Raw genomic sequence first — 25,716 nt, 5'->3', positions numbered from 1 at the left:
CGATTCGGATCGGCTTTGTTGCACAAATACCTAAGAATATGATTTTATTAAATTTATTCTTAGGTTGAAATTTTCACAAACCTTTAAAAATCAGTGCCTTGCAAAATGTTTATGCAACAAAGCCTATTTAAATCGGCAACTTGAACATATTGATAAGTTAATAAATAATCACATAGATCAAGATCCAACATTGAAACAGGATTTGAAATTACTGCAAACTATTCCTTCAATCGGTGAACGATCAGGCTTATTACTGTTGGGGTTATTTCATTCGCACAAGTTTGAAAAAGCAAGTCAAGCTGCTGCATATGTAGGTTTGGTTCCAGTACATCAGTTGTCTGGCAGTTCAGTCAACAAGCAAAGTCACTTATCAAAAGCAGGTGACAGTAAAATACGCTCAGTATTGTATATGTCGGCATTAACAGCGATTAAATATAATCCACACATTGAAGCTTTATATCAACGATTATTAAGCCAGGGTAAAAATAAAATGTGTGCTTTAGGTGCTGCAATGCGCAAGCTTATACATCTGTGTTATGGCGTTTTAAAACATCAGACTGCCTATCGAAGAGATTATTTAGTGGTCGAATAATCTCAAAACCTGATTGACTACCAAGACGGTATCTCAGGTCCCGAATTTATCAGTCACGAATTTGTGCGCTGGGCTACTGAGCACGGTATTCGTATTGAATATATTCAACCGGGTAAGCCACAGCAGAATGCGTATATTGAACACTATAATCGGACCATACGTTATAGTTGGCTGAGCAAGCATTTATTTGATACTTTGGATGAAGTACAAGATTATGCAACAAACTGGTTGTGGCATTACAACCATGAAAGACCACATCAAGCTAACAAAGGAAAGCCACCTCTAATGGCTGCTTAACCTCTACTTTTAACTTCGGTTATTTATTGAAGGATTACCTTAAAAACTATTAATGTAGCTCCATTTTAAATAAAGAACCGCTTTTTTATTCAAAATAGGGTAGGAACGACTTTAACTAAATCAGTAAGGAATACTTAATGAAATATATCTAATCTCACCTATATTGTTATATGAAATATATATTGTAAATGGAATATCTTCAATTTTCCATTTTTGGCTTCTAACCACGCCATCATCATTCTTAATAAATAATGGCACTCCTAACATATTTTCAATTTCAGCTTTATTCATTGAAAATTTTAAATTAAATGGCAGTTCTTGTTTATATTGAGAAAAGCCTTCCACACCATCATTATAAAAAAATATAGTCGTTAAGTATATTTTTTCACCAGTTATGGGTTTGTCCTCCTGATTTAAATAAAAAGACTCATCAGTAAATATAAAACCCAATCCCTCATCATATTTACTAATATAAAAATTATACTCATCCAATAAATCACCATCTTCATCATAAATTGGTAATTTAATTTCCTCTTGACTTTTCACAAATTGATTTTTAACAAAAAAATCAACTAATTTTTCATCAATATTTGACTTACCCAACAGTGATATTAAATGATCAATAAACTTATTTGTCATTCTTTCTCGCCTCCTCATCCATAATATTTTTCAAAAATTTATCATAATCAGCATTATTTTTACAGCTCAATGTAGTACATGCTTCTTGCAACTTTGTAACGTACTCAGGCGTTAATTTTTTTGCATTATCTATCATTGCCTCAGAATCCCTAATTTGTGCTGCTTGTAAATCATTTGCATCATTTTCAATGAGTCCTTTATTATTTTTTCCTGCATAGGTTGGACCTGCGGCATGCACCTCATTTGGTACAGTTACACTCATTCCTTCATTAATAATACGATTTTTCTCTGCTTGAGTTAAGGGCGCTTCCTTTAAGTCTTCAGCTCTCTTTAATAATGCAGCTTTAGACGGCTGATGATCTCTAGCCACGGTTCCATCTCCAGTGACTTTCTTTTGATTTCCATAATTATCAACCCATCCCACATCAAGAGATTGCTTTTGATTTATTTCAATATCAGCATCTTTCCCCTTAGTGACACCTTTACCTACTCCAGCACCTACAACTCCAGCCACAGCATTAATTAAATATTCTGCACCTTGTTTATTTTTTTCAATTTCATTTGCAAATTTCAATTCATCTAATTTATTTTCAGATGTTGAGGCTTCAATTTCTTTAACTTTCTCTGAATTAGTCCAATTATTAATCGTATTTGAATTGGTAACATGAGCGGCGGCAGTTAATGATGTCGCCAGCGCATCAAATCCTTGAGCTATTTCAGCTCCTACCGCACTATCTAAAGCTAAAGATTTTCCTGTCTCAATTGCTAAACGGACTGGGCCTGAAATCATTAGTCCTACCGCAAGTTGAACAGTACCTAAATCAACTCCAGTATCTTCACTAATCTGCTTTATATTATTTCCTAAATCAGCAATATTGCTTAATATCGTCATACCAACTGTGGTTTGGGTCGTAACTTTTGTCTCAATGTCAGTTCCTTTCGCATAAATTACTTCTTGTTCATTTACGCCTATTTTAGGTTGTTTAAAAATCGTTTCTAAATCAACACCAGATTGAGCTAATGTATCTAGTTGACTCTGAATTTCACTAAACTCTTTTGCTGCATAGAAAAAATCTAATTTAGAAAATAAAGCTTCAACTTCTTTTGGCTCTATCCCTCGTTTGAGCAATTCACTTGCAACTTTGTCACCAACTACACCCGTTTCTTTATATTCACTTGGTAAATTGTAAAGCCTTGCCTGAATATTATTTAGTGTTTGTAAAGCCTTATCTTTATACTCACCCGCTGGTAAGGCTTGTGCTAAATTTTCTGCACTTTGACGGAAATTCTCTGGCAAATCCTTCTGTTCTTGAATAATCTCCTGTCGTCCAGCTTCTGTCAGTAATCGATGATCAATCGTTACTGAACCATCCAGCATACCTGTGGTCTGATCACGAGTAATTTCTTGGGTATTGTTGATATCACGGTTGGTGGTATGGTAATCCTCCCATAAATAACCGAAGTTAAAAGCAGAGGTTAAGCAGCCATTAGAGGTGGCTTTCCTTTGTTAGCTTGATGTGGTCTTTCATGGTTGTAATGCCACAACCAGTTTGTTGCATAATCTTGTACTTCATCCAAAGTATCAAATAAATGCTTGCTCAGCCAACTATAACGTATGGTCCGATTATAGCGTTCAATATACGCATTCTGCTGTGGCTTACCCGGTTGAATATATTCAATACGAATACCATGCTCAGTAGCCCAGCGCACAAATTCGTGACTGATAAATTCGGGACCATTATCGCATCGGATCACTAACGGTTTTTCTCTCCACTCCAGCAATTGATTCAACGTACGAATAACCCTGATTGTGGGCAATGAGAACCCTGCTTCAATGGCTAGGCCTTCGCGGCGGTAATCATCAATCACATTCAATAATCGAAACTTGCGACCATCGGAAAGCTGATCATGCATAAAATCTAATGACCAAACCTGATTTTCTCGGATTGGTTCTTTCAATGGTTCAGGCGCATGCCGTTTTAGTCTTCTTCTCGGTTTAATACGCAGATTCAGTGCCAACTCACAGTAAATGCGGTAAACCCGCTTGTGATTCCAGCAGCAACTCTCAACATGCCGTAAATACGAGAAGCACAAACCAAAGCCCCAATCGGAATTTTCCTCAGTGAGTTCAATGAGCTGTTCAGCAATGAGTGCATTGTCATCGCTGAGTTTGGCTTGATAGCGGTAGCAGGTTTCACTAATGCCAAATGCTTTACAAGCCAAACGAATACTAATGGCATGCTGGGCAACTGCCTGTTGTGCCATCTTACGCTGGCAAGATGGCTTTACCACTTTTTTGCCATCGCTTCCTGGATGATTTCGGCCTTTAATCGCTCTTCCGCATACATCTTTTTAAGTCTGGTATTTTCGGCTTCTAGCTCTTTCAGTCGAGCCATTAATGATGTATCCATACCACCATATTTGGCACGCCATTTATAAAAGGTAGCATTACTCATGCCGTGTACACGGCAAAGGGTCGCTACAGGTGTGCCAGATTCTGCCTGTTTCAAGATGGACATGATCTGACTATCAGTAAATTTAGATGTTTTCATGCAGAATCTCCTGCTCGTATCTTAAGAGAAAATTCTACTTTTAGATCCTATTATTTTTAGGGGGGATTACCGTATCTTTCACATTCGTCACAGTACCTTGACCTAAGGTTGCCTTGGTCAGTTGTTCTGTTTCTTGCCCGCTGCTATTGATACCAATGGTCGTTGAACCTTTTGGAGCTGTAGAAGCTTCTTTAGTTCCCTTTTGTGGAATACCAATACTGGTCGATACATTAATTTCAAAAATTAAAATCCTTTAACGTCTTTCCTTTTTCATCCAATAATTTATATACAAAATCAGGTTCAATTTTTAAAAATAACTCAATAACATCATGAATTTTCCAACCATGTATTTCTGGATGATCAATGATTGAAATTAAATGTTCTTTTAAAAATGGAATATATTCTTTGAAGTCCTCATCGATTATTAAACCAAATAAAGAATCTATTCCAAAAGGTTGAGTATTAGCAAGCTCTATTATTTTGACAATATATGGAAACAATTTTTTTCTTGTTAAGGTACCTAGACCATGGTCAGATTTATCAGCCCAATAACGAATAAATGCTCTAAGAACATGTTGCAATGTATCATCATAACCATTTAGCCTATGATCAATAAAACCATTTAATTTATTGTTTTCAAATAATGCAGTTAAAGCATTAAAACCATAATCATCTCCCCAAAATGTCAACAATTTAGCAGCTTGGAATACAATATAGTCATCCGAATTTGTTAATAATTCTCTTAACTGTTCTATACGGCTAACTGAAATATCTTCAGCATCTAAGTCCTCTGCTATATCTGTATAATTGACACTATCAGGAATCTCATTTAATAAGTCTATAATCTTCTGTTCCAACTCTATACTCCTTACAAACTATTTCTTTATGTATTCTGATGGAACACAACCTTTGATTAAGCATTCCCCATCTCTAATAGCATGATTCAAATCTTTATTTGCATCTCTTAATTTATCTCGATTTTTTTTACTAGGATTACGATCATATTTCGCCTGAGCTGCATCGACTTTAGATTGTAATTCCTTTCTAACTTCGGTATGTGTCACAATCTGACTACCAGAAATCTTACCTGCATCAATATCTTCCTGCAATCGCTTCGTATCAATCTTAATTTGCTCACCACCATAATTTTTAGAATCAATAGCTATTGCTGGATCACTTGTTGAAATGTATGGTGTATTCTCAGAATTACCACCTCTAATATGAGATTGAACAGATCCTGTTCCTTCAGGGTTTGCAGCAACCAAATCACCTTTGTCATTTATGTAAGCTTTTGGTTTACCTTTATAATTTTCTGTAGCAGAAAAATCATGATCATTACGAGTAACATAATCAGGAACAGTAGGTTTTACTGATATTTCATCACTATTTTTAGCTTTTCCTTTCCCTGAAATTAGTGTCTCAGCAGCTATACCAACAATAAAAGTAGCACCTAGCTTTGCATTTTGCAGTGATTCCGCATAATTAAGACTTCGTTGAAAATCATCATCGCTTAGTCCAAGCTGTTTCAACTCACTAATTTTTTCAGACCGACTCCAATCATCATATAGACCATCTGAAAGTCCGTAGAGTGATTTTACTAAATGATCTGATACCGCATTTGTAGCATAATCAATATATTCTCCACTAAATTGATTAACTATATATCCTGCTGTTGCTTTTACAGGCCCTCCTAACAACACGCTAGCAGCAAGTTGTATTTTTTCAATGTCAACACCACTATCTACAGAAATTTTTTCTATATTTTTACTAATTTCTGCTGCCGCATGTAAAAATTTAAAACCTAGTAAATCCGTTTCTTTTACAGCAAGAGAACTATCTGTATTTTCAGCTAATATACTAATTAAGGAGTTTGAGTTGACTATTGGTTGCTCTTTAGAGAGCTCAGAATTAAGAATCTGTTCAATGCCACTACCATTCTGACTCAAAATATCTAATTGTTCTTGGACAGCAGATAATTTTTGAATTGCATACCAATAATTATCTGTATCTATAATCTTTTCGACCTCTTTAATTTCAAGACCATTTTTCAATAGCTCCCCTGCAACTTGCTGCCCATATTCCTCTAAACCCTCAAAATCTGCTGGTAAACTATAAAGTTTTGCTTGTATATTATTTAAACTTTGTAAAGCCTTCTCTTTATATTCTCCCTCAGGCATTTGCTTCACAATATTTTCAGCACTTTGACGGAAATTTTCAGGTAATTCCTTCTGCTCTTGAATAATCTCCGCCCGTCCACTCTTACTCAGTAAACGCTGATCAACCGTCACAGAACCATCCAGCATGCCCGTCACTTGGTCACGAGTAATTTCTTGCGTATTATTAATGTCCCGATTGGTGCTGTCTGAGGCATTTGCAACAGTCCCTTGACCCATCGTTGCCTTAGTCAATTGTTCTGTTTCTTGTCCACTGCTGTTAAGGCCAATGGTGGTTGAACCGTTTGGATATTTGGATTTTTCTCCATCTTTGTTGTTCGTGGTTTTGCCTATCGTCGTTGATACATTAAAACCACTGCTACTGTTGTAGTTATGATCTTCTATGTCTTTCAGCGCAAGTTCGCCTGAATAGTTCAGCTTACCGTGATCCGTTAATGTGCCGTCTTCATTCTTCGTCGCATTGGCAATCACACCACCAATACTGGTAATATTTTTAACACCCATCGCATCTAGATCAGCATCGTTCTGCGCATTGCCAATCAGCAGCTTACTAGTGTCATTTACCCATGCACTGTCAATGCTGCCCTTACTTTGGTTATAGCCAGCGCTGATATTGCTGGCTTTACCGTTAGAACCAAAACCTAAGCCAATATTTCCGCCTTTGCTGCTATTACTGCTAGTCTCTGTATCCTGCAAGCTTTCTACATGGATCTGATTTACTTGTAGATTACCTCGGTCAGCGATAGAAACCTCACCGCCCTGAATATTCAGTTTGTCTATTGCACCTTCAGTACGATTCAGCACAACTTCACTATTTACGTGGGTGAGGCTTTCGTTTTGTGATTGGCTGGTTTGCTTGCCTATTGAAGCACTGCCGCCACCGCCATAGGTATAGCTCACACTTTGGCTATTGGTTTTACTATTGCTGTCCTGTTTACTATGCTCGACGCCTGCAGTCACATTGAGGTCTTTGCTGCCATCAAAGGTCGTGGTGCCTGTTGCATTCACTCGGCTGCCTTGGATATTGATGTCTTGGCCTTCTGATTTAAGCTGAAGGTTATTTAAATCTAAGTTGCTACCTTGCCATTGGCTTTGTTCTGTATTCGTGGTCGTCGTAGTTTCAATCCTTTCACCATTGGCACCAATAGTAAAGCCATAGGTTGCACTGCTTGCAGCCGCAGATGCGGCTGCTGCCCCTACAGCAATCTGTGCACTTGCCACATTGGCCGTTGCCATTGCGACATTGGCTTTGCTGTCATCTAAGGCTCCTTTGGTAATTCGACCCGCTGCATAGTCACGTTGTGCTTGGCTATAATCATCTTTAGCTTTAGATAAGGCTTTAGTTGCATCTGCAACAGCTTCTACCGCTAAGATTGCATCTAAATAGGCATTGCGAATGCCGACTTCTGTACTGATGGTTTCAGTATGAGTCTTTTCTTCTGTGGTGGTTTTATTTTCATAACCGCCTATGTTAAGATTTCCTCGACCATGATCAATGATCGTATCACCTGTCGCTGTGATATTTTGGCCGAGGATATCTACACCTTCTGCACCTTGAATTGTTAAATTTTCAGTATTGATATTGCCTGACTTATGCGTTGTGGCTGTAGTTTTAACGGTATTCTCTGCGTCTTCAAGTACAAAGCCGCCCACTCGAATGCTGTCTTTATTCAGCTTAACCCCAAGACCTTGTACCGTTTCTTTGCTGTTTGACGTAACAGTTTTGTGTTGTTCTTCTGCTGCATCGAGCGTGACTTTTTTGCCCGCTAAGACCGTGTTCTGTGCATCAATGTTGCTACTGGTCAGTGTCGTTTGACCTGCTGAACCCACATAGACATTATTGGCACCAAGATCGGTCCCTGTTTGTGTTCTTTGCTCAGTCCGTGTGCTCGATGATTCTCCGATCGTGATCTTCGGTGCTTTTAATCCCGGAGCTAAAGCCTCAATACCCGCTAAGCCAACAGCAGTCACTTTCATTAAGTCTTTGGCAATGCCACGATAACCTTTTTGGGTTTCATCCCATTGCTGATCATTGGTTTCTAATGTCGTCAGACTGACATTTTCGGGCAGGGCATTACCATCTTTGGATTTTAAACTGCCATCCGCTTGGCGTTCGAATTGTTTATTGCCAATATAAATATTGTCTTGAGCTTGTATATCATTGGCTTGCAGCTCGATATTTTTACCGGCATTGATATCAACATTTTTGCCAGCTTTGAGCTGTGTTTGTGCAACATCTTCGTCGATATATCCTGATTGACGGTTTTTAAATTGAATTGTATTTTTCTTGGCTGTTTCCGTGCTCTTTATATCAGTATCAATATCTGACAAAAGTTTTACATTGCCTTGGTTTGCCGTAATTTGAATGCTGTCTTTCGCACCAGCTTGCAGGTGCGTGGCTTGAATATCTCCTGTTTGGCTATTGATCAGGATATTGCCACCCGATTGGATGTCGGTTGCAATCGATTGACTGGTCGAAGATTGGATTTTTTTATCTGTTGTAGAGAAGCCACCTTTTTCTTGGGCTGCAAGCTGAGAACTGCGTTCATCTCGTCCATTTTCGATCAAGACATTTTGTCCAGCATCAATCACTACATTGCCCGACGTACTGTTCAAGGTGCTGGCTTTAATCTGAGTATTGGCACCACTTTGCAGGGAAATATTTCCTTTCGCCTGAATCTGCGTCCCTACATCTCGACTCGAAGCATTCAGAATCTGATCCTTGTCACCTGCTGAGCTTAAATCACTGCGACTGACATTCACCGTAGAAAGATTCAGGTCTTGTCCCGCTTGGATCGCAATGCTACCTTGGCTTTGTAGATCTGATGCAGTCAGATTGATATTATTCTTGGCATTGGCAACCAGCTGACCATCCGCATCTTGTACATACAGCCCAGCAACACGGCCAATGTTTTCAGCGCTAAATTCACTTAAACCGTGCTTATTTTCAGTTTTAATCGTCGTGGTGATGTTGTTAATGTCTCGGCCCGCATCAAGGGCAAGGATTTGATTGGCGGTCATTGTCCCACCAATATTATTGATATCGGTGTGTGCTGTCGCAAAGACATCTCGACCTTGTATTAAGCCACCCACGTTATTAATGTTATTGGCTTCAAGACTCACCAATTGGCGTCCAGCAATACTGCCTTGGTTGTTTAAATCCCCACTCAGTTTTAAATTGACCGTCTCGCCTGCAATCAAGGCACCTTTGTTGTTTAAGTCCCCCGACTGTACCGCAACATACACTTTCGGTACCAAGACTTGGATTTTTTCGCCATCAACGGTAATGGTTTCTGTCACCAGCCACACCATATCACTGGTCAATCGAGCAATCTGTGCTTCTGAGAGCTTCACTCCAACACTTAAATTAAGATCTTTGGCAGCACTTACCCCAGAATCCATCAAGGCTTTGAATTGATCCTCGAAGTTCGTATAACCATCTAAATAAACTTGACCCGTCAGTTGTGCAATTTGGTCATTGACCAGTTTTTGCTCGTAATAACCATCCCCTAAACGTTTTTGCATATTTTGTGGGTTGGTCGCGAACATTTGCAGCATGTAATCACTGCCTAACCAATTTTTATAATTGGTAAAGGCATCGCTGCTTTCAATCAAAGGGCGGTTATTATTTTCTTTATTAACGCTGTATAAGGATTGCAGCGGTAAGCTGAGTTCTGAGGTATCACCATTTAATGTGCCTTGGTGAGCACCATCATATTTCACCACATCAAGTTTTATTGGCGTTACGATATCAGCTGGATTATAGGGTTTAACACTGTTCCACTTACTTCGTTTACTTGTACCTAATGTATTCCAACCTACATAGTGATACTGTGATGTCCCCGTTTTAATCACACGATGCTCACCCTCAGCATCAATATTATTCACTTCATTTTGTTCAATATTAATGCCTTTCGTCGCTAGAATTTGGCTCTTGTCATTGGTCAGGCTTTGGCCTTTTAGCGTCAGTGTGCCACCTGAAATAATCTCCGCTGGTGCACTGGAATCCACATAGTGTTGGGTTTCGTACTGGTTGTAGATATATCGGGTATAGTCTTCATATTTTTGACCATCCAGATAAATGCTGTCATAACTGCCACGACCTGTAATATGCGATGAATCAAGAATTTCAGCGCTTCCAGCACCTTGATAAGCGGTCACATCTTTGCGGGTTTCTGGTATTTCTTTGACACTTGAACTGAAATGCAAATTTCGGTTGGTCAAAATATCCACGCCTAAGTACATATCACCCACGGATTGAATACGTGCACTGGCATTGTCTAATAATGCGGCAGAGCCTTCTGCCATATGGTTTGCATTGAGTTGTCCACCAACAGTCAGCGCACCTTCGCTGGCAATTAAGGCTTGTTCTCGGTTTTCAATTTTTCCGCCTGCAATATCTAAGCGTTGACGTGCCGCAATCGTGCCTGCTTTGACATCGCCATTGGTTTGCTGTTCTGCATTGAGAAGATGCGCGGCTTGCAGGGCAATATGGTCACCATAGATTTGACCTGTACCCACGTTTTGGATGCCTTGACTGGCATCAATACGAGTTAAACCTTGGCTATTAATGAGGCCGGTATTGTTGACGTTTTCAGCCTGAATGCGTTGATCGCCTAGACTTAATATCTTGCCATTATTGTTTAAATCTTTTGCTTGAAGATTTAAACTCGCTGGGGTGCTATCGACTTTATTTTCTGCAACTACTGCACCGCTATTTTGCAGCTCGCCATTGGCACTGATTTTAATATGCCCGGCTGAAGCAAACACTTGCCCTGCATTGTTAATCCCAACCCCTTGTTCGGTACTGATTAAACTGATTTTGCCCGCATACATTCCGCCTAAGTGACTGGTATCAATGGCAAACTGTGGCACAGTGCCTGCCAACCCCGAAGCCGCCTGTATCGCACCAGCCTGCGGATTAACTTCAATATCATTTTGTCCAGCAACCACCGTCAATTCTTTAGCCCAAATCCCCGCATTGATCTGTGCAGCACGGCTGAGTAACTGGGTATAGTCGGCTTTACTGGCATCCAAGCCCTGACCTGTGATGTTAATCACCCCGTCACGGACTTGATAACCTGTCACTTGTCCATTTTGAATATTCGGATTGGCGGTACTTAAAGTCACCCCACCTGCATTGATAAAACCGCCACCATCGACATTAATCCCAGCTTGGTTGGCAATGATCACATCTGCTTTACGTCCACCGACCTCTACATAGCCATTTAAGTGACTTGGATTGCTGCCGTTCACCTGATTAACAATGACTTTGGCTTCACCGCCTGCAAGCCACGGATTGGCTTGGATATAACCCCCAAGCTGCGTTTGAGTATTTTGGCGGCTGTTATTTAAAATGACACCGTTCTGATTCACATCAAATTGCTGGTAGTGATTCACCGATACCCCAGCTTTGCTTGGGGTTTGAATATTCACCTGCGTTGTGCCATTGGCACTGTTCAATATCGTTGGACGCTGATTGCCTGCCGCATTCGAGTCTGCAACAACATTGCTGTGCGATACACCAATAGATGCATTGATCAGGGCAGTGCCTGTAATCAGCATCAATGAAAATGAAAGAACTTTTAAAGCTAAACTTTTTTCAGAAGCAACGACTGGTGTTTCAAGATCAACCGCTTTATTATTCTGTGTTGAGGCTTGTCCTGCAGCTGCGACATTTTCTGCAACAGCAATCATTTCACCACGGGTTTGACTAAAAATCGTTTTATAGCAGTTCTTATTCATTTTTCAATTACCAATGTGTCTTTATTTGGGAGATTTTTTCGCTTTAATACTACGAGCTCATTTTTTAGTTTGTACTTTTCTTTAGATCAGAATGAATAACTGGCACTAAAACCATAATTCAAATCATAATTTTGGAAATATTCAGGCTTCTTGATTGGTTTACCGATAAATATATCGTAGTAAAAAGTGCCACCCACCTTAAATTGACCACGTAGCCCCATCGCACCACCCACAAGGGTTTTACCTAAAAGCCATTGGGCAGATTGACCATCAACATGCCCAGCATCCAAGGCCATATAGAATTGATGTGCGGGAAAAATAGACATGGCTAAATCATTGCGCCAGTAGAAGCCACGGTCTGCTGCTAGGGTTAGGTCACCATCAAAACCGCGTACTGTATACCTTCCACCAATGGAAAGCCGGTCTTGGATGGTCAGCGGGGTGTCATTGTATTGCGCTCTAAAGGCACTTGAGTAGCTATATTGCTGGTTCTCAAATTGGAACGGAACATTCAGATTGGCATCTAGCGTCCAGATCTTCATCCGTGATGTACCTTCGTTCAGCGCTTCCTCAACTGCTGGTAATGAATCGAATGCACCTGTGCCTCGCTTATACCCTAGACTCAAATCCAGCACTGCAAATTGAATATATTCACGATGATCAAGGTTTAACTGCCAACCCGCAACATCTCTGCGCTGTATGGTCAGTTCGGCATCATCAATATAGCTTTTAGATTCTCGATGCCAGCCTTTCAAGGTCGCTGAGGTTTTACGCTTGGCATCCCGATAAAGCAATCGGGTCAAGCCTAAGTCTTGAGTCTGACTTTCTCCATTATAGTTATAGACATTATTGGTGCCTGCAACAGCTTGGTCATAATTGTATCGACTCGCATTGGCGCTGATCAGCCAGTTTTTATAAGGGACTGAATAATGAAGGGCATAGTTATGGGTTCCGCTCTTCACAGTGGTTCCATTTTGATCCGTAATCTCTTGCTGATCTGCTAAGTTACGGCCCATGGTGACGTAAAATAAGTCACTTCTAAATAAAGGGTTATCGACTGAAACGGTGATGTTACCTTGGTATTTACCGGTTTGACGACTACCGGCATCATCAGCACTTAAGGTCACGCGAATTGGAATTTTTCGCTGTTTCCATTTGACGATAACATCACTTTGATTGGGCGCATCTGCAGGAATAATTTGAATATCAGCTTCCGCTGTAGGCAGTCTTTTTAAGTTTTCTAAGCCTTGCTCTAAGTCACGTAAATTGAGAATATCGCCACTCTTCATTGGAAAGATATTTTTGGCATATTGAATTCGGCCTGCTCGGGTATTTTCCTCATCACTTAAATCGAGTTTGATTTCTCGAACTAATCCCGGAATGACGGTGAGTTTTAATACGCCTGTACTTAAGTTTTGAGGTGCAGCCAATATTCGTGTCGTAGTAAAGCCTCGGCCAATGATGATGTTCTGCGTTTGCGTCATCAACAGATTAATTCGCTGCTCACCCATGCATAAACCTGGAGTAAAACTTAAATCTTTTAACGCTTGTTGCACATATTGATCAAAATGCTTACTCATTTCGCCATCAAGTTCAACTGTCTTGATTTCAAAACAATTCTGATCTTCAAGGTCGGTAAGTTGTACAGCTTCTTTTTTTTGGATGACATCTAAATTAACATCACGTTCTGGTTGTATAATTTTTTCTAGTTCTGCTTGGCGCTGCTGGTTTCGAATCAAACCATCTATCGCTGGATCAAATGTTTCTGCAAATGCAAAAGGAGTAACAACAAAACCACCCAAAGTAAGCAAAATACTTTTTAATACTATATTTTTTTTGAACATAAATTTATTGCATGTTAAATTTTGCGCAGAAATTAACAAATAATGACCAAATATTCAATGGTATTTTATTTTTCAATTTCTCCCATTAGATTGTACCCCTCAATAGACACTTAACTTTCATTCTGCAGGACACCTTCACTTGCCACATGTGTCGTTGATAGCCAATCTGACCATTGTTCTTGATATAACTGTACCATATGAGCACTTGGCTGTTTTTTCGTAAGCGTCCGCTGAACACACCTTATGAATTCATCCTATAAGCCTTAATTTAGTCCCCACTTAAAAACAAGTGGGGACTTAAATTTATGACGACAAATAATCAGACATCCATCGCATCTCTAGCGAAAAAACGAAGAACATACAGTGCTGAATTTAAACAGCAGATCGTTCAGGCTTGTAAAGCACCTGACGTTTCAATTGCTTCGGTCGCTTTGCAACATGGATTGAATGCAAATCTTGTATCCAAATGGATTCGCTTATTTGATGGTAAACCAAAGAATGATCGCTCACCACCACCGAATAAACCTGCATTTATTGCCTTATCCTGCTCTGCACCATTAGATCCTATTTCTACTAATATGTTAACGGTTCAAATTGCTTTACCTCACTCAAAAGCAGAAATTGGCTTTGTGATACGGGTCTGATTTTTCTTGATAAGCTGTGGCTCAAATTTACCCTCACGATCTCTAGGGGTATCTAGTTCAAACTCACCATCATCAGTCAGTAGACGCTTCGTTGTGTAACCATTGCGAGCATTTTTACCTGTTCGTGGACTATTCTTTTCGTAACCTAAATGGTCGGTGAGTTCCGCATTAAGGGCAGTTTCAACAGTCAATTTCTTTAAAGCCCGACTAAAATTATTGAGATCGAGTTCGGTTTTTAGGTTCTTGGCTAACTCTTTAGCGAGTGCCAACATTGCTTCATCTTTCATGGTAAACACCTTTTGTTTGACCCCAACAACGTTGGGGGAGTTTAAGCGTTTACATAGTTTTATTTACAGTCTCAACAAATCCGAAAACAAGGCATCACCATTGCTCATCTAAGGAGTAGACCCAGATACGATATTAGGCATATTTAGGTTTTTTGTCGTGTACAGAGTCAAAAAAGATAGAATCTGGATTTTTATTACATTTACTATCCGTATACTTCAACAGCAGCTTTGAATGTTTCACTTAACCTTAAACTTTTTTTAAAATTAAATATATTTACATATACGTTCTAAAATTTGATATAATTTATTAAAACTTTAGATTCCAAGTGTAAATAATGAGAAGCGCTAATATTCGACGTGATGGCTACTTAAAATTTCTGAATACATGGCAAGACCGTGATGTCATTAAAGTACTTTCAGGTGTGCGTCGCTCTGGAAAATCCACCTTATTGGCAATGTTTCAACAAATCCTAAAAGCACAGGGTGTACAAGCCGAAAACATCATTGCCATCAACTTCGAATTTATGGAATTTGAAGAACTCACCGATTACCGTAAACTACATGATTATGTATTGTCCAAAGTTGATAAAAGTAAAAAAAACTATGTTTTCTTAGATGAAATACAACATGTTACAAATTTTGAGAAAGTAGTCGACTCTTTATATGTTCGGGATTATATCGATTTATATATTACAGGCTCAAATGCATTCTTTCTAAGTGGAGAACTTGCGACTTTACTTACAGGACGCTATATCGAGCAACATGTTCTACCTCTGTCATTCCAAGAATTTAAACAGTGGCATATTGAAAATAATCCGATCATCCAACAATTATCAAATCGTGATTTGTATGCCATGTATACGCGCAGTAGTTTCCCTTATACGCTTGCCATGACTAGCCAGCAGGAAACTTATGATTACTTGCAAGCAGTCTATGCCAGTGTAATGTTTAAAGATGTTATTCCCCGTTTGAATACTGCCGATATTAACTCTCTCGAGCGTGTCGCAAGATATTTGGCAAGCGTGACAGGCTCACCTATTTCCATCAATAAAATTAAAAATACCTTTGTTTCAAGTGGGGTTAAAATTTCATTTGAAACAGTAAAACGCTATATTCAGGGCTTACAGGACAGTTTGTTATTTTATAGTGCCGCACAATTTAAAGTACGCGGGCGTGAGTTATTACAATCCTCTGAAAAATACTATTTAGTTGATGTCGGATTGCGCCGGATTATGTTGCCTGATGCTAATGCTGATCAAGGTCATATCTTAGAAAATGTGATTTATCTTGAGCTTGTCAGACGAGGTTATACGGTCTATGTAGGGCGGGTTGATGAATATGAAATTGATTTTGTTGCTGTCGATACTTTACAGAATTTAACTTATTATCAGGTGGCATTAGAAACGCTCAATGAGGAGACACTCAGCCGAGAGTTACGTCCATTACAGAAAATTTCTGATTCGTATCCCAAGTATTTGCTTACCTTAGACACGATAGGGACTGAAGCGAATTATAATGGTATTGTAAAAATGAGTGCTCTCGATTGGTTGCTATCTGAAAATAAGTAAAGTTGAGGGTAGACATGGATACACTTATTTATTAATTAAAACTCAAAGACTTTTCAGCATTAACCAAGAGTGTGATCAAGCATAATTTCTGCTCCATTTGTGATGGATTGATTTACCTCGACTCGATTTCTATCTGATTAAGATGTATGGTCCGCTTGCATCATGTGAGGACAGGAAAAGGCGAAACGGCTACTTTTTGCATGTGATTAGATAGTTACGGCTGTTATAATCCGTTACTTAACGGGGGATTAATATGTTTAAAAATTTATTACTGAGTTTATTTGTGGCTGTTCCACGGCTTTGTTGCATAAAGATTTTGTAAGCTTCTGATTTAAATAGGTTTGTATGAATTTCAACCTAAAAATTAATGAACAAAATCAGTTGGTTATGTATTTATGCAACAAAGCCTATGTTAGAATATTTTTTTATCGATAGTCCAACATTAAAATTTCGTCTATCTGCGGGCTCAAAGAAACGATTATTACTATCATTGACAATCACGGAACCCACATAGTTTCGATCTAATAAATTATCTAGTCGTGCATAAGTATTTACTTTCCAGTCTTTATTGACCCACAAATAGCCAACATTTGCCGCAACGACCGTATAACTTGGTGCAGTATCAGAGTTGATATCATCGACATAAATCTTGTCCATATAACGTGCTTCTAAGCCTGCCTGAAATCCCTGCTCAGGTTGCCATGCCAAGCCTACAAAAGCTTGATTCTTGGCAATACCTGGAATATATGTTCCTTTTTGTATCAGCGGTTTGGTTGTGGTCGCTGGAATATCAGCATCAAAAGTCGCATCTAAATAACTATAACTGGTTCGAATATTGAGTGCTTGCCAGAGCTGTTTTTGCCACGATAACTCTAAGCCTTCACGTAAGGTTTTTTCTGCATTACGAAATGTGCTTCGCCCGCCATTGGCATCGTCAGGCACAATGTCATTTTTAGTTTCAGTATGAAATACAGCAAAAGTAAATAACCCTAAGGTATTCTGCGATTTTAAGCCAAGTTCTACGGTATCACTGGTCGCAGGTTTTAAATTAAAGTTAATGCCTGAAGTCCCTACTGTAAGATAGGCCATCTCGGTAAAGGTTGGTGTTTCGAAGCCTTTGCCATAGCTAGCATAAGTATAAAGCTCAGGTAATATATCCCAGCCTAAAGCGACAGTTGGAAGTAACTTTTGATAATCTGTTGAACCACTGTCATCACCATTGCCTGTGGTTTAGTCATGGTGCTGAAGCTATTTCTGATGTCTTAATTCTATTACCTGCAACACAGTACATTTAAGTTGATGATGCTACTAGCAATGTTTTAACTATTGGAAAATATTACAGTAATTTAAATTATTTGGGGGAATTTTCAATAAACATAAATTTCGACACGTCACATTGTGTCGTTAGTAAGTAGGATGATTCAATCACTTCAAACTTAGCATTGGTATAACCCTGCCCTATGAGACAGCTTCATAATAAGGCTGCTTATATCTAGAATACTGTGGCAGTTTAAAGTTTTATTTTAATTTTACCTCAAACCACATTTGATAAATAATGAAGAAAACCTAGATATAACCCCCACAAACTACTGATATTTTTAATTTGCTAAAATTTTACATTGATCATATTTCATTCATGTAATTGTCATTTTTGCTTCTTATGATGAAGCTTTTTAAACATGATGCTTCAAAAAAATGAAAAAAAAACCACTAACCTTAGCTTTATTAGCTTCGACAATTTTATTAACCGCATGTACTGATGATGGGGACAATGGTCAAAATGGATTGAATAGTTTGATTCAACAGACGCCTTTAGTACTTGGAAATGATGATTGCTGGAGTGCTGGAACACGTATTGAAAGTGGTTTGGATAAAAATCAAAATGGTGAGTTGGATGCGAATGAAATCCAGCAAAGCTCCATCCAGTGTGGTCCAAACTTATTTGCCCAAGGGGTTGCATTGCCTTACCAAAACTTAACAAGCTTTAAGGCGAATGGAACAACTATTGCGAGTGCATTTACACTTCGACAGGGTGGCTTTGGCTCTGATGTTGCTGCCCATCCTACGAACAATAAACAATTTTACGCAATCACAGATCGTGGCCCAAATGCTGACTATAATGATGGCGTGAATGGTGCTGGTAAGATTTTTCCAATGCCAGACTATATACCTAAAATTGGGTTGTTTGAGGTACAAGATGATGGCTCAATCAAACTCATCAAAACGATTTTATTAAAAGATCGTGATGGAAATAATATTAGTGGATTACCGAATACTGCTGCACTAGGTGGTACAGGCGAAACACCTTACGATATTCATGGCAAGGTCATCGCTAAAGATCCATCAAAGCCTTATGACCCAATAACGAACCCTATCAAACTTGATGATTACGGTCTCGATTCTGAAGGTTTGGCAGCATTGAATGATGGTACATTCTGGGTGAGTGATGAATATGGTCCTCACATTGTGCACTATGATGCCAATGGAAAAGAAATTGGTCGTATTAATCCTTTTGTAAATGATGTGCGCAATACCTTCACTTTACCGCAAGAATTTAGTTATCGTCGTGCCAACCGTGGTATGGAAGGTTTAACTATTACACCTGACCAAAAAACATTGGTTGGGATTATGCAATCGACAATGGACTTACCGACTAAAGCTGTTAATAAATCAACCTTAACACGTATTGTGACGATCAATCTTGAAACAGGAAAAGTTGCTCAGTATCTCTATCGTCAAGAAATTGATGCTAACTCAAACTCAGCTATTATTGCGATTAATGATCATGAGTTTTTAGTACTGGAACGTGATGGCAAATTCCTTAAAGACGATCCGAATATCATGAAACATGTTTATCGTATTGATCTGAAGGATGCTACCAATTTGGAGGATATCGCAACTCAGGGCGATCTAGTGCAAGATCCTAAACTTGGTTTAACGATTGCAGGTAAAACCCTCGAGCAATATTTCATCAATAACGATAAAAAATGGGAAGCATTACAAGCACTAAATATTCAGCCAGTAAGTAAAACATTGGTATTGGATATGGGTAAACGTGTAAGTTATGCGCATGACAAAATGGAAGGTCTATGGTTGATTAACCGACAAACTCTTGGCATTGTGAATGATGATGACATGGGTCTTTGGACAACCAATGGTTTAGAGCAAAAGTATTTGGATAATGTGGGCATGCGTGTCGATACACCTACCTTATATATTGCCGATAAGTTAAATCTTTTCAACCCATAACAATGAATGAAGCCCAAAAGCTAAAACTTTTGGGCTTTTTAAATTCAACTTTTGTCTAGAGAGAAAAATGAGAATAACTCAATCGGCTTTGATAACTTTCTTGGCAATTACAGTGCTACCATCGCTGAGCTATGCATCTCCCAAAGCCACATCTCGCGAATACAAAGTACTATTAGATCCCATAAATTTTAATTATGGAAATGAAGCAAGCAGCATAAATAGCTATTTTTCAGCGGTGAAAAATGCGATTGAAAATAAAATCAGTCGTGACGTAACTGGTGCTATGATCTTTGATACACAAAGAGAAATCCGCTTTTACGATACTCAAGGAAGCTGTACTTTAAAAAATATGGGATACAGCTTCAGAGAGCGTAATGAAAATGGTACAAAAGAAGTAACTTTAAAGTATCGTGGATATGACCATTATATTGCTGACTTCAAAGATTTGACTAGCAATGTATCAGGCGCAAAAACTAAGCTAGAAGATGACATTACTCGTAAAGATAACTTGAGTTTCCTTGTAGTTGCAAGCAAGTCAACAACCGTACCAACCTCGCGAACCATTAACGATTTTGAGGATATCAATATTCTATTTACTGGCTTCAAAAATGACTATAATTTTAATAATAGTCTAGCCCTGAATCAAGTTGGTGGTCTAACTATCTATGAACGAAAATATAGTGGTGCAACGATTGATTTAGGTGAATTCGATGCAGATTTAGAGTTAAGTTTATGGTATACCCTATTGCCTTACGGTAGTCTAAAACCTGTTTTAGCAGAAATTTCGTTTAAATATTCAGATCCCAATGCGAATTTCACAAGAAAAGTAGTTGATCGTGCTGCTTTAAGCTTCAGTGCTTTAAAAGGTTTAACCCAATATAATGCACCAACTTCGACAGCAACAAAGACTCAGTTTGTGTACCAATATCAATCAAATTTCTGCAATTAGCCTTCATACACATCTAGAAAATTTAACCTGATAGAAACAATAAAAAATGGGTAACTGTCAGATCAGGTTTGAGATACAAGTTATCCTTCTCTGCCCCAATTTCAAGCCCAATATTTAAAGCTTGGGCTGTTCTAAACACATTAATCACACAGCCTAAACCGAGTGAATAAATCGGCTGTCTTAATAGAACAACAACAGCACCTAGAATATGCTCAACTTCAGCCACAGTTTCAGGCTCGTATAGGTATTTTCCGTTCGCTTCTACGTGATTGTCAGTTTAGGACGCAAACTGGGGCTCATCCCGCCTGCACGTCCAACGCACAGCTTGGGGTATGAAGAATCACTCTATTGGTTCAGAGTATTGGCCTTCTTCGATGGCAAACGCAGCCGCATGTCGAAAAGGCCCATCAGGCGAAAATAGCAAGCCCCCCATTTGATCACTTACCGTGGCAGTTGGGACAATGGGGCAACACTTGATATGCCGAGCTTAAGAGGGTGAATAAGAGGGATGTGAACCGCCCCAAGGAATGGGGCAATTGGGGATGCGGTAACAACTCCTAACCGCATCAAGAATACCAAACTTGCAAAAGTCCCAAATTGGGACTAATATCTATTTATGAGAATTATCGCACTATCAACCTTAAAAACATTTTGGGAAGACAGCTCAGAATACATTGACGCTAAAGAGCCAACGTTAGCTTGGTATAGGCATGCATTAAACGCTGATTGGGGAGCACCGGCGGATGTGAAACAGGACTTTAGAAATGCCAGCATCCTCAAAGATGGGCGTGTCGTGTTTAACATTGCCGGTAATAAATACCGGTTAGTTGCTTGGATCAATTATGCGTACAAAGTGGTTTACATACGGTTTATCGGCAGCCATGCGCAATACGATAAAATTGATGTACAAACGATTTGAAGCCAAAAGGTAGTAACAAGAGGTAAATATAATGGACATCAGACCTATTAAAACAGATGCCGACTACCGCGCGGCATTAAACGACATCGAAAACCTAATGATGGCGGAGCCTGATACCGTCGAAGGCGAAAAGCTGGACATTTTGGTTACGTTAGTCGAGGCCTACGAAGCAAAGCATTTTCCAATGGATTTGCCAGACCCTGTTGAGGCAATAAAGTTTGAGATGGAGCGCAAAGGCTTAACCGTTAAAGATCTTGAACCCATGATAGGTAAAAGCAATCGTGTTTATGAAATCCTAAACCATAAGCGATCACTCACGCTAAAAATGATTTGGAAACTTCATGAAGGGTTAGGTATTCCAGCAGAGTCGCTGATCAAGCCACCGCAAGTTCGCGCTTTATAGTGCTGCGAATCAAAATTAGTTTGTTATGAATGACGCTCGCTACCCAAACATTTCTGCTATTGATAACAGGCTAGCTGAGCTTGAAAATGAAAAGCAGCAGCTTCTCGCATTAAGAGAGGCTTTGCGTAGCGCTCAAATCGAGCGTTCAGTACAGACATTCACGCCAGAACAAAAGGTCGCCTTATTCAGACAACGATTTCGTGGAAGAGAGGATATCTTTGCCAATCGTTGGCAAAATCAACAGGGGCGCAGTGGCTATTCCGTAGCCTGTGATAATGAGTGGGTAAGCGGGCTATGCAACAAACCCCGCATTAAATGCCAAGACTGTTCACACCGAAAGTTTAGCGAATTAAACGAGCACATTATTTACAGGCACCTTGCCGGTCATCAAGTGGTAGGTCTGTATCCACTACTTAAAGATAATTCGTGCTATTTGTTGGCAGCCGATTTTGACAAAGGCTGTTGGCAAGAAGAAGTCAAAGCAATGTCTAAAGTGTGCCAAGCGTTTGATATTCCGCACGCGATAGAAATCTCGCGTTCTGGCAACGGGGCTCACTTATGGATATTTTTTGAAACCAATATCCCAGCGAACCATGCTCGGGCACTGGGTTTCGCTTTGCTTGATAAAGCCATGGAAATATTTCCAAATCTATCGTTTGACTCCTATGACAGGCTCTTTCCTAACCAAGATGTACTTCCTGAAGGCGGGTTTGGCAATCTCATTGCGTTACCACTTCAAAAGGAGGCTCGCCTTTCAGGTCGTAGTTGCTTTGTTGACAGTGACCTGAATGCCATCGATGATCAATGGCGGTACCTTGCTGAGCTTAAAACGCTCACTCAGTCGAGTATTGACCAACTCATAACAACTATTTCACCCAACACCCTATTACTGTCCGAGCAAGGGCTAACAGACAACCGCCCTCCTTGGGAAATCACAGCCAAAGCCGCACCAATAAAATTAGAGTCTTTGCCGAAAAACGTGACCATTACCTTGGCCAACCATATCTACTTTTTGATGAGCGAGTTACCTGGGCCATTACTGGCCGGACTAAAGCGATTAGCTAGTTTTTCTAATCCTGTGTTTTTTAAAACACAAGCGTTGCGCTTTTCAACCCATGGCATTCCGAGGTTTATTTCCTGTGCTCGTATTGAAAACGGTTATCTAGCACTACCGCGAGGCTGCCTCGATGATGCGATTGCTTTGCTACAAGAGCAAAACATTTCGCCACTATTTGACGATAAGCGTGAAATTGGTAAACCATTATTAAAGCTTACCCCTGAGTTCACTTTGCGAAAGAACCAGCGTGACGCAGTGGCCGCAATATCTAAACATGACTTCGGTATTTTGCATGCGCCAACTGCATTTGGAAAAACGGTTACTGCCATTGCTATGATCGTAAAACGCAAAGTAAATACCCTCATACTGGTTCATAGCCGACAACTGCTCGAACAATGGCAAGAGCGCTTACGCACGTTCCTACCCGAAGTAACCATTGGCAGTATAGGCGGAGGTAAAAGAAAGCCGAGTGGCATTATCGACATAGCCACCTACCAAAGTTTGGTTAATAAAAAAGACAATTCCATCACTCCTCTCATTCAAGACTACGGCCATATTATTGTTGACGAATGCCACCACCTATCTGCACCAAGGTTTGAAATGGTACTCAACGAGGTAAGAGCAAAATATGTATTGGGCCTTACAGCAACACCAGAGCGACAAGATGGTCATCAAAAGATCATTTTTATGGCGGCAGGGCCTATTCGCTACAAAGTGAAACAAAGCCCTGATGAGCAATTTACTCAAACCGTGATGATTCATCAGCTCTACGATGTACCAGCAGCAGAGCTTATAAAAACAGATGAGCGCCCCAAAATAAGCGATGCCTACCGCTGGCTCGTCAATAATGAGCAGCGCACTTCAAAAATCGTCTCAGACGCCTACGAGTGTGTTCAAAATGGCGGACACCCGTTAGTCCTTACAGAGCGTAGAGAGCACGCAGAATCCATACACTCACGACTTACCGAAATGGGTATAAGCACTGTCGTACTTAAAGGCGCCATGAAAGCTGCGGAACGCAAGAACGCTGACAATCATCTGCAATCGGCTCAAGTCGTCGTCGCAACAGGAAAATATGTAGGCGAAGGGTTTGACCTACCAAGACTGGATACGTTGTTTTTGGCCATGCCCATCTCATGGAAAGGAACATTGGCTCAATATGCCGGTCGTATTCATCGTGAATCGGAAGGCAAAACACAAGTCACTATTCACGACTATGTGGACTGCACTCTCCCTATGCTGCAACGCATGTTTAAAAAACGCGAGAAAAGCTACAAGGCTATGAGGTACGCCCTTGAGTACATTGATGACAACAGTAACAAGCAACCTTCATTGAAATTAGAAAACATCCCTTCACCAAATACCAAGCCAAAATAAACAGCAGCACTTCATTAAACACTTCCCCATGCCTTTACCCCCATACGCCAAAACTGAGCTAAATCAGCTGTGGTTTGTGCTCCACAATTGGAAATAAATTCAGCAATCTCTAAGTAGCTGGCACCTTGAGATTGTTCACCATCATAGTATTGAAGCTGTGTCATGGCCGACGAAAAATGCAGCCGCTTGTCACCGTCGCGGTCAAACCGTTTTGTTAAGAAGGTATGGTGCTGTGACGAAAATTGCCTCATCTCACTTGGAAACATGTCAACACCTGCCGCTAACGCCAATTCATAACAGACCATCTCCCACGCGCCCACATCATGGGTATCGTTTAAATTGGGAAACTTAGCAATCCACAAGTGGTCTTGTTCATCTGTGACACAAGCTTTGGGCCTTGCACCACCTAATGATGAGCCTGGAGAAATCAGCATTTTCAACCAGCGGTAATACTCGTCACTGTCGATGTTATCGTCTTTTTCAATCTGCATTGCTGCATGCTCTAGCTCTCGCAAAGAAGCCATTGGCGGCGCAGCAAATTCAGAATTGTCGTCCAAAAAAGCATTCGAGCCTGTTCGCTTAAATCGAATACCACCCATCCGGTAAGAGTCATTTACGCCCAGCAGGTAATCCAATTCGTTTAATCGACTTGTTGCTCGAATGCCTTTGCGCGCCTCAATCGCCGCACGCCGCTGCATTAAAATACGCCCCCATCTATCAGGCGATGAATCAAGAAATGCGCGGAAGCTTTTATCGACTTCATCGTTTTAGAGTACACCGGAGTGGAGGGTCAGGATGGGATCAATTTGCAAGCGATAGGCTGAGGTTAAAAATGCTTTATCGTAGGCAAAACTAAACACGCCACCTCGGCTTGAATCGCTGTAAGAAAGCAGCCCTATTAGCAAAGGTGCTTCAATTGGCTGCCAGTCGGCATAGACTTCAACGATTTCACGGCTCATCTTGAACCTTCCAGCAATTTTATGTTTTGCAGCTTGATACCCACTTCATCATGGGCGGCCATTTCTGCAAAGTTGCTTTCCATGCCAAGAACGGCCATCACCTTTAAGTAAGTGCCTATGGCAACGCCCGGATCACCGGCTAAGACTTAATTCACGGTTTTATGATCAAAACCAGTACGTTCACACAGTAGCTTTTTGGTAAAACCACGTCTTTTCATCGCCAACAGCAAGTCTTCACCAAACTGCGTCAGGATTTTACGCTGCTTTGGAAACAATATATTGTGTAAGTCACGCTTAGCCATATCACCAACCAAAGGGACTATATTCCCACTTTACTCAATATAATTGGATTTATATCCTACTTTTAGGTTTAGCTTGCGCGTTGGCCAAGGCGATGATGTGAATCCCTGAATGCCAAAGGTCATCAAATTACACTTTTATGCGCATAAAAATGTAAAATT

General features: G+C 40.0%; 14 protein-coding genes and 7 pseudogenes. 10 read left to right on the top strand and 11 right to left on the bottom strand.

Annotation, left to right across the window (positions count from 1 at the left end; translation table 11 throughout):
• Nucleotides 1-115 precede the first annotated feature (115 nt).
• Both FTT99_RS13975 and FTT99_RS13970 read left to right on the top strand, forming a co-directional pair.
• Nucleotides 116-592, top strand: a pseudogene (locus tag FTT99_RS13975) (transposase); the annotation flags it as partial.
• Nucleotides 593-625: 33 nt separating this feature from the next.
• A pseudogene (locus FTT99_RS13970) lies at nucleotides 626-889 on the top strand (integrase core domain-containing protein); the annotation flags it as partial.
• A 120-nt stretch (nucleotides 890-1,009) separates the two neighbouring features.
• On the opposite strand, the gene FTT99_RS13965 reads toward FTT99_RS13970, so the two are convergent.
• The 6 genes from FTT99_RS13965 to FTT99_RS13940 all read right to left on the bottom strand — a co-directional run bounded on the left by FTT99_RS13965 (nucleotide 1,010) and on the right by FTT99_RS13940 (nucleotide 13,843).
• Entirely contained in the window at nucleotides 1,010-1,528 is a 519-nt protein-coding gene (locus FTT99_RS13965; RefSeq protein WP_179989170.1) for a hypothetical protein, read from the bottom strand.
• Nucleotides 1,518-2,906: a hypothetical protein gene (locus FTT99_RS13960; RefSeq protein WP_179991388.1), complete on the bottom strand. Its 1,389-nt coding sequence runs from the start codon at nucleotides 2,904-2,906 to the stop codon at nucleotides 1,518-1,520. The genes FTT99_RS13965 and FTT99_RS13960 overlap by 11 nt, the downstream gene beginning before the upstream one ends.
• Before the next feature lie 98 nt (nucleotides 2,907-3,004).
• Nucleotides 3,005-4,080 (bottom strand): IS3 family transposase gene (locus tag FTT99_RS13955; protein WP_179991387.1). Its coding sequence is split into 2 segments (ribosomal slippage): nucleotides 3,005-3,828 and nucleotides 3,828-4,080, totalling 1,077 coding nucleotides; the frame shifts between segments, so codons are not numbered across the junction.
• 236 nt (nucleotides 4,081-4,316) lie between these two features.
• Nucleotides 4,317-4,937: a hypothetical protein gene (locus FTT99_RS13950; RefSeq protein ID WP_154320123.1), complete on the bottom strand. Its 621-nt coding sequence runs from the start codon at nucleotides 4,935-4,937 to the stop codon at nucleotides 4,317-4,319.
• 18 nt (nucleotides 4,938-4,955) lie between these two features.
• Nucleotides 4,956-11,999, bottom strand: a complete 7,044-nt coding sequence (locus tag FTT99_RS13945; protein WP_179989050.1) for a hemagglutinin repeat-containing protein — start codon at nucleotides 11,997-11,999, stop codon at nucleotides 4,956-4,958.
• Between the two features lie 86 nt (nucleotides 12,000-12,085).
• Nucleotides 12,086-13,843 carry a ShlB/FhaC/HecB family hemolysin secretion/activation protein gene (locus tag FTT99_RS13940; RefSeq protein ID WP_154320126.1) on the bottom strand — a complete coding sequence of 586 codons (1,758 nt, stop codon included), beginning with the start codon at nucleotides 13,841-13,843 and terminating at the stop codon, nucleotides 12,086-12,088.
• A 305-nt stretch (nucleotides 13,844-14,148) separates the two neighbouring features.
• On the opposite strand from FTT99_RS13940, the gene FTT99_RS13935 reads away from it, so the two are divergent.
• Nucleotides 14,149-14,487: a transposase gene (locus tag FTT99_RS13935; RefSeq protein WP_154320127.1), complete on the top strand. Its 339-nt coding sequence runs from the start codon at nucleotides 14,149-14,151 to the stop codon at nucleotides 14,485-14,487.
• Here FTT99_RS13935 and FTT99_RS13930 read toward each other — a convergent pair.
• Nucleotides 14,472-14,774, bottom strand: a pseudogene (locus FTT99_RS13930) (transposase); the annotation flags it as partial. The gene FTT99_RS13935 and the pseudogene FTT99_RS13930 sit on opposite strands and share 16 nt — an antisense overlap.
• A 335-nt stretch (nucleotides 14,775-15,109) precedes the next feature.
• Between FTT99_RS13930 and FTT99_RS13925 the strand changes: the two are divergent.
• Together FTT99_RS13925 and FTT99_RS16585 are read left to right on the top strand one after the other, a co-directional pair.
• Nucleotides 15,110-16,342, top strand: a complete 1,233-nt coding sequence (locus FTT99_RS13925; protein WP_094069408.1) for an ATP-binding protein — start codon at nucleotides 15,110-15,112, stop codon at nucleotides 16,340-16,342.
• A gap of 38 nt (nucleotides 16,343-16,380) precedes the next feature.
• Nucleotides 16,381-16,467, top strand: a pseudogene (locus FTT99_RS16585) (HNH endonuclease); the annotation flags it as partial.
• 268 nt (nucleotides 16,468-16,735) lie between these two features.
• Here FTT99_RS16585 and FTT99_RS13920 read toward each other — a convergent pair.
• Nucleotides 16,736-17,563: pseudogene (locus FTT99_RS13920) on the bottom strand (TonB-dependent receptor domain-containing protein); the annotation flags it as partial.
• A 474-nt stretch (nucleotides 17,564-18,037) separates the two neighbouring features.
• On the opposite strand from FTT99_RS13920, the gene FTT99_RS13915 reads away from it, so the two are divergent.
• Together FTT99_RS13915 and FTT99_RS13910 are read left to right on the top strand one after the other, a co-directional pair.
• The gene (locus FTT99_RS13915; RefSeq protein WP_167846514.1) at nucleotides 18,038-19,591 is read left to right on the top strand and encodes an esterase-like activity of phytase family protein; all 1,554 of its coding nucleotides are present in this window, start codon (nucleotides 18,038-18,040) and stop codon (nucleotides 19,589-19,591) included.
• 67 nt (nucleotides 19,592-19,658) lie between these two features.
• On the top strand, nucleotides 19,659-20,540 hold the full coding sequence (locus FTT99_RS13910; protein ID WP_179989051.1) for a hypothetical protein: 882 nt from the start codon (nucleotides 19,659-19,661) through the stop codon (nucleotides 20,538-20,540).
• A 22-nt stretch (nucleotides 20,541-20,562) separates the two neighbouring features.
• Here the strand turns inward: FTT99_RS13910 and FTT99_RS13905 are convergent, their stop codons facing one another.
• Nucleotides 20,563-20,766: a hypothetical protein gene (locus FTT99_RS13905; protein ID WP_094069354.1), complete on the bottom strand. Its 204-nt coding sequence runs from the start codon at nucleotides 20,764-20,766 to the stop codon at nucleotides 20,563-20,565.
• 390 nt (nucleotides 20,767-21,156) lie between these two features.
• On the opposite strand from FTT99_RS13905, the gene FTT99_RS13900 reads away from it, so the two are divergent.
• From FTT99_RS13900 to FTT99_RS13890, 3 genes are read left to right on the top strand one after another with little or no spacing between them, the layout of a single operon-like run.
• Complete coding sequence (locus tag FTT99_RS13900) at nucleotides 21,157-21,459, top strand: type II toxin-antitoxin system HigB family toxin (RefSeq protein WP_154320130.1); 303 nt, start codon at nucleotides 21,157-21,159, stop codon at nucleotides 21,457-21,459.
• 31 nt (nucleotides 21,460-21,490) lie between these two features.
• A complete protein-coding gene (locus tag FTT99_RS13895; RefSeq protein ID WP_000354814.1) occupies nucleotides 21,491-21,862 on the top strand; it encodes a type II toxin-antitoxin system HigA family antitoxin in 372 nt (123 codons plus the stop codon).
• A 25-nt stretch (nucleotides 21,863-21,887) separates the two neighbouring features.
• Nucleotides 21,888-24,296, top strand: coding sequence for a DEAD/DEAH box helicase family protein (locus tag FTT99_RS13890; RefSeq protein ID WP_094069352.1), 2,409 nt, complete (start codon nucleotides 21,888-21,890; stop codon nucleotides 24,294-24,296).
• 44 nt (nucleotides 24,297-24,340) lie between these two features.
• Here FTT99_RS13890 and FTT99_RS13885 read toward each other — a convergent pair.
• Nucleotides 24,341-25,255: pseudogene (locus FTT99_RS13885) on the bottom strand (type II toxin-antitoxin system HipA family toxin); the annotation flags it as partial.
• Nucleotides 25,252-25,557 (bottom strand): annotated as a pseudogene (locus FTT99_RS16580) (transcriptional regulator). The pseudogenes FTT99_RS13885 and FTT99_RS16580, both read right to left, overlap by 4 nt.
• Between the last annotated feature and the right edge of the window lie 159 nt (nucleotides 25,558-25,716).

This window comes from Acinetobacter sp. YH12040 (assembly GCF_013420005.1).
Classification (GTDB): domain Bacteria; phylum Pseudomonadota; class Gammaproteobacteria; order Pseudomonadales; family Moraxellaceae; genus Acinetobacter; species Acinetobacter amyesii.
Note: the sequence above shows the minus strand (reverse complement) of the source record. Positions and strands in the feature narration are given on the sequence as shown.

Coding starts and splice junctions, on each gene's coding strand:
- FTT99_RS13965 (WP_179989170.1), bottom strand. CDS start 1,528: ATGACAAATAAGTTTATTGATCATTTAATATCACTGTTGGGTAAGTCA.
- FTT99_RS13960 (WP_179991388.1), bottom strand. CDS start 2,906: ATGCTGGATGGTTCAGTAACGATTGATCATCGATTACTGACAGAAGCT.
- FTT99_RS13945 (WP_179989050.1), bottom strand. CDS start 11,999: ATGAATAAGAACTGCTATAAAACGATTTTTAGTCAAACCCGTGGTGAA.
- FTT99_RS13940 (WP_154320126.1), bottom strand. CDS start 13,843: ATGTTCAAAAAAAATATAGTATTAAAAAGTATTTTGCTTACTTTGGGT.
- FTT99_RS13935 (WP_154320127.1), top strand. CDS start 14,149: ATGACGACAAATAATCAGACATCCATCGCATCTCTAGCGAAAAAACGA.
- FTT99_RS13925 (WP_094069408.1), top strand. CDS start 15,110: ATGAGAAGCGCTAATATTCGACGTGATGGCTACTTAAAATTTCTGAAT.
- FTT99_RS13915 (WP_167846514.1), top strand. CDS start 18,038: ATGAAAAAAAAACCACTAACCTTAGCTTTATTAGCTTCGACAATTTTA.
- FTT99_RS13910 (WP_179989051.1), top strand. CDS start 19,659: ATGAGAATAACTCAATCGGCTTTGATAACTTTCTTGGCAATTACAGTG.
- FTT99_RS13900 (WP_154320130.1), top strand. CDS start 21,157: ATGAGAATTATCGCACTATCAACCTTAAAAACATTTTGGGAAGACAGC.
- FTT99_RS13895 (WP_000354814.1), top strand. CDS start 21,491: ATGGACATCAGACCTATTAAAACAGATGCCGACTACCGCGCGGCATTA.
- FTT99_RS13890 (WP_094069352.1), top strand. CDS start 21,888: ATGAATGACGCTCGCTACCCAAACATTTCTGCTATTGATAACAGGCTA.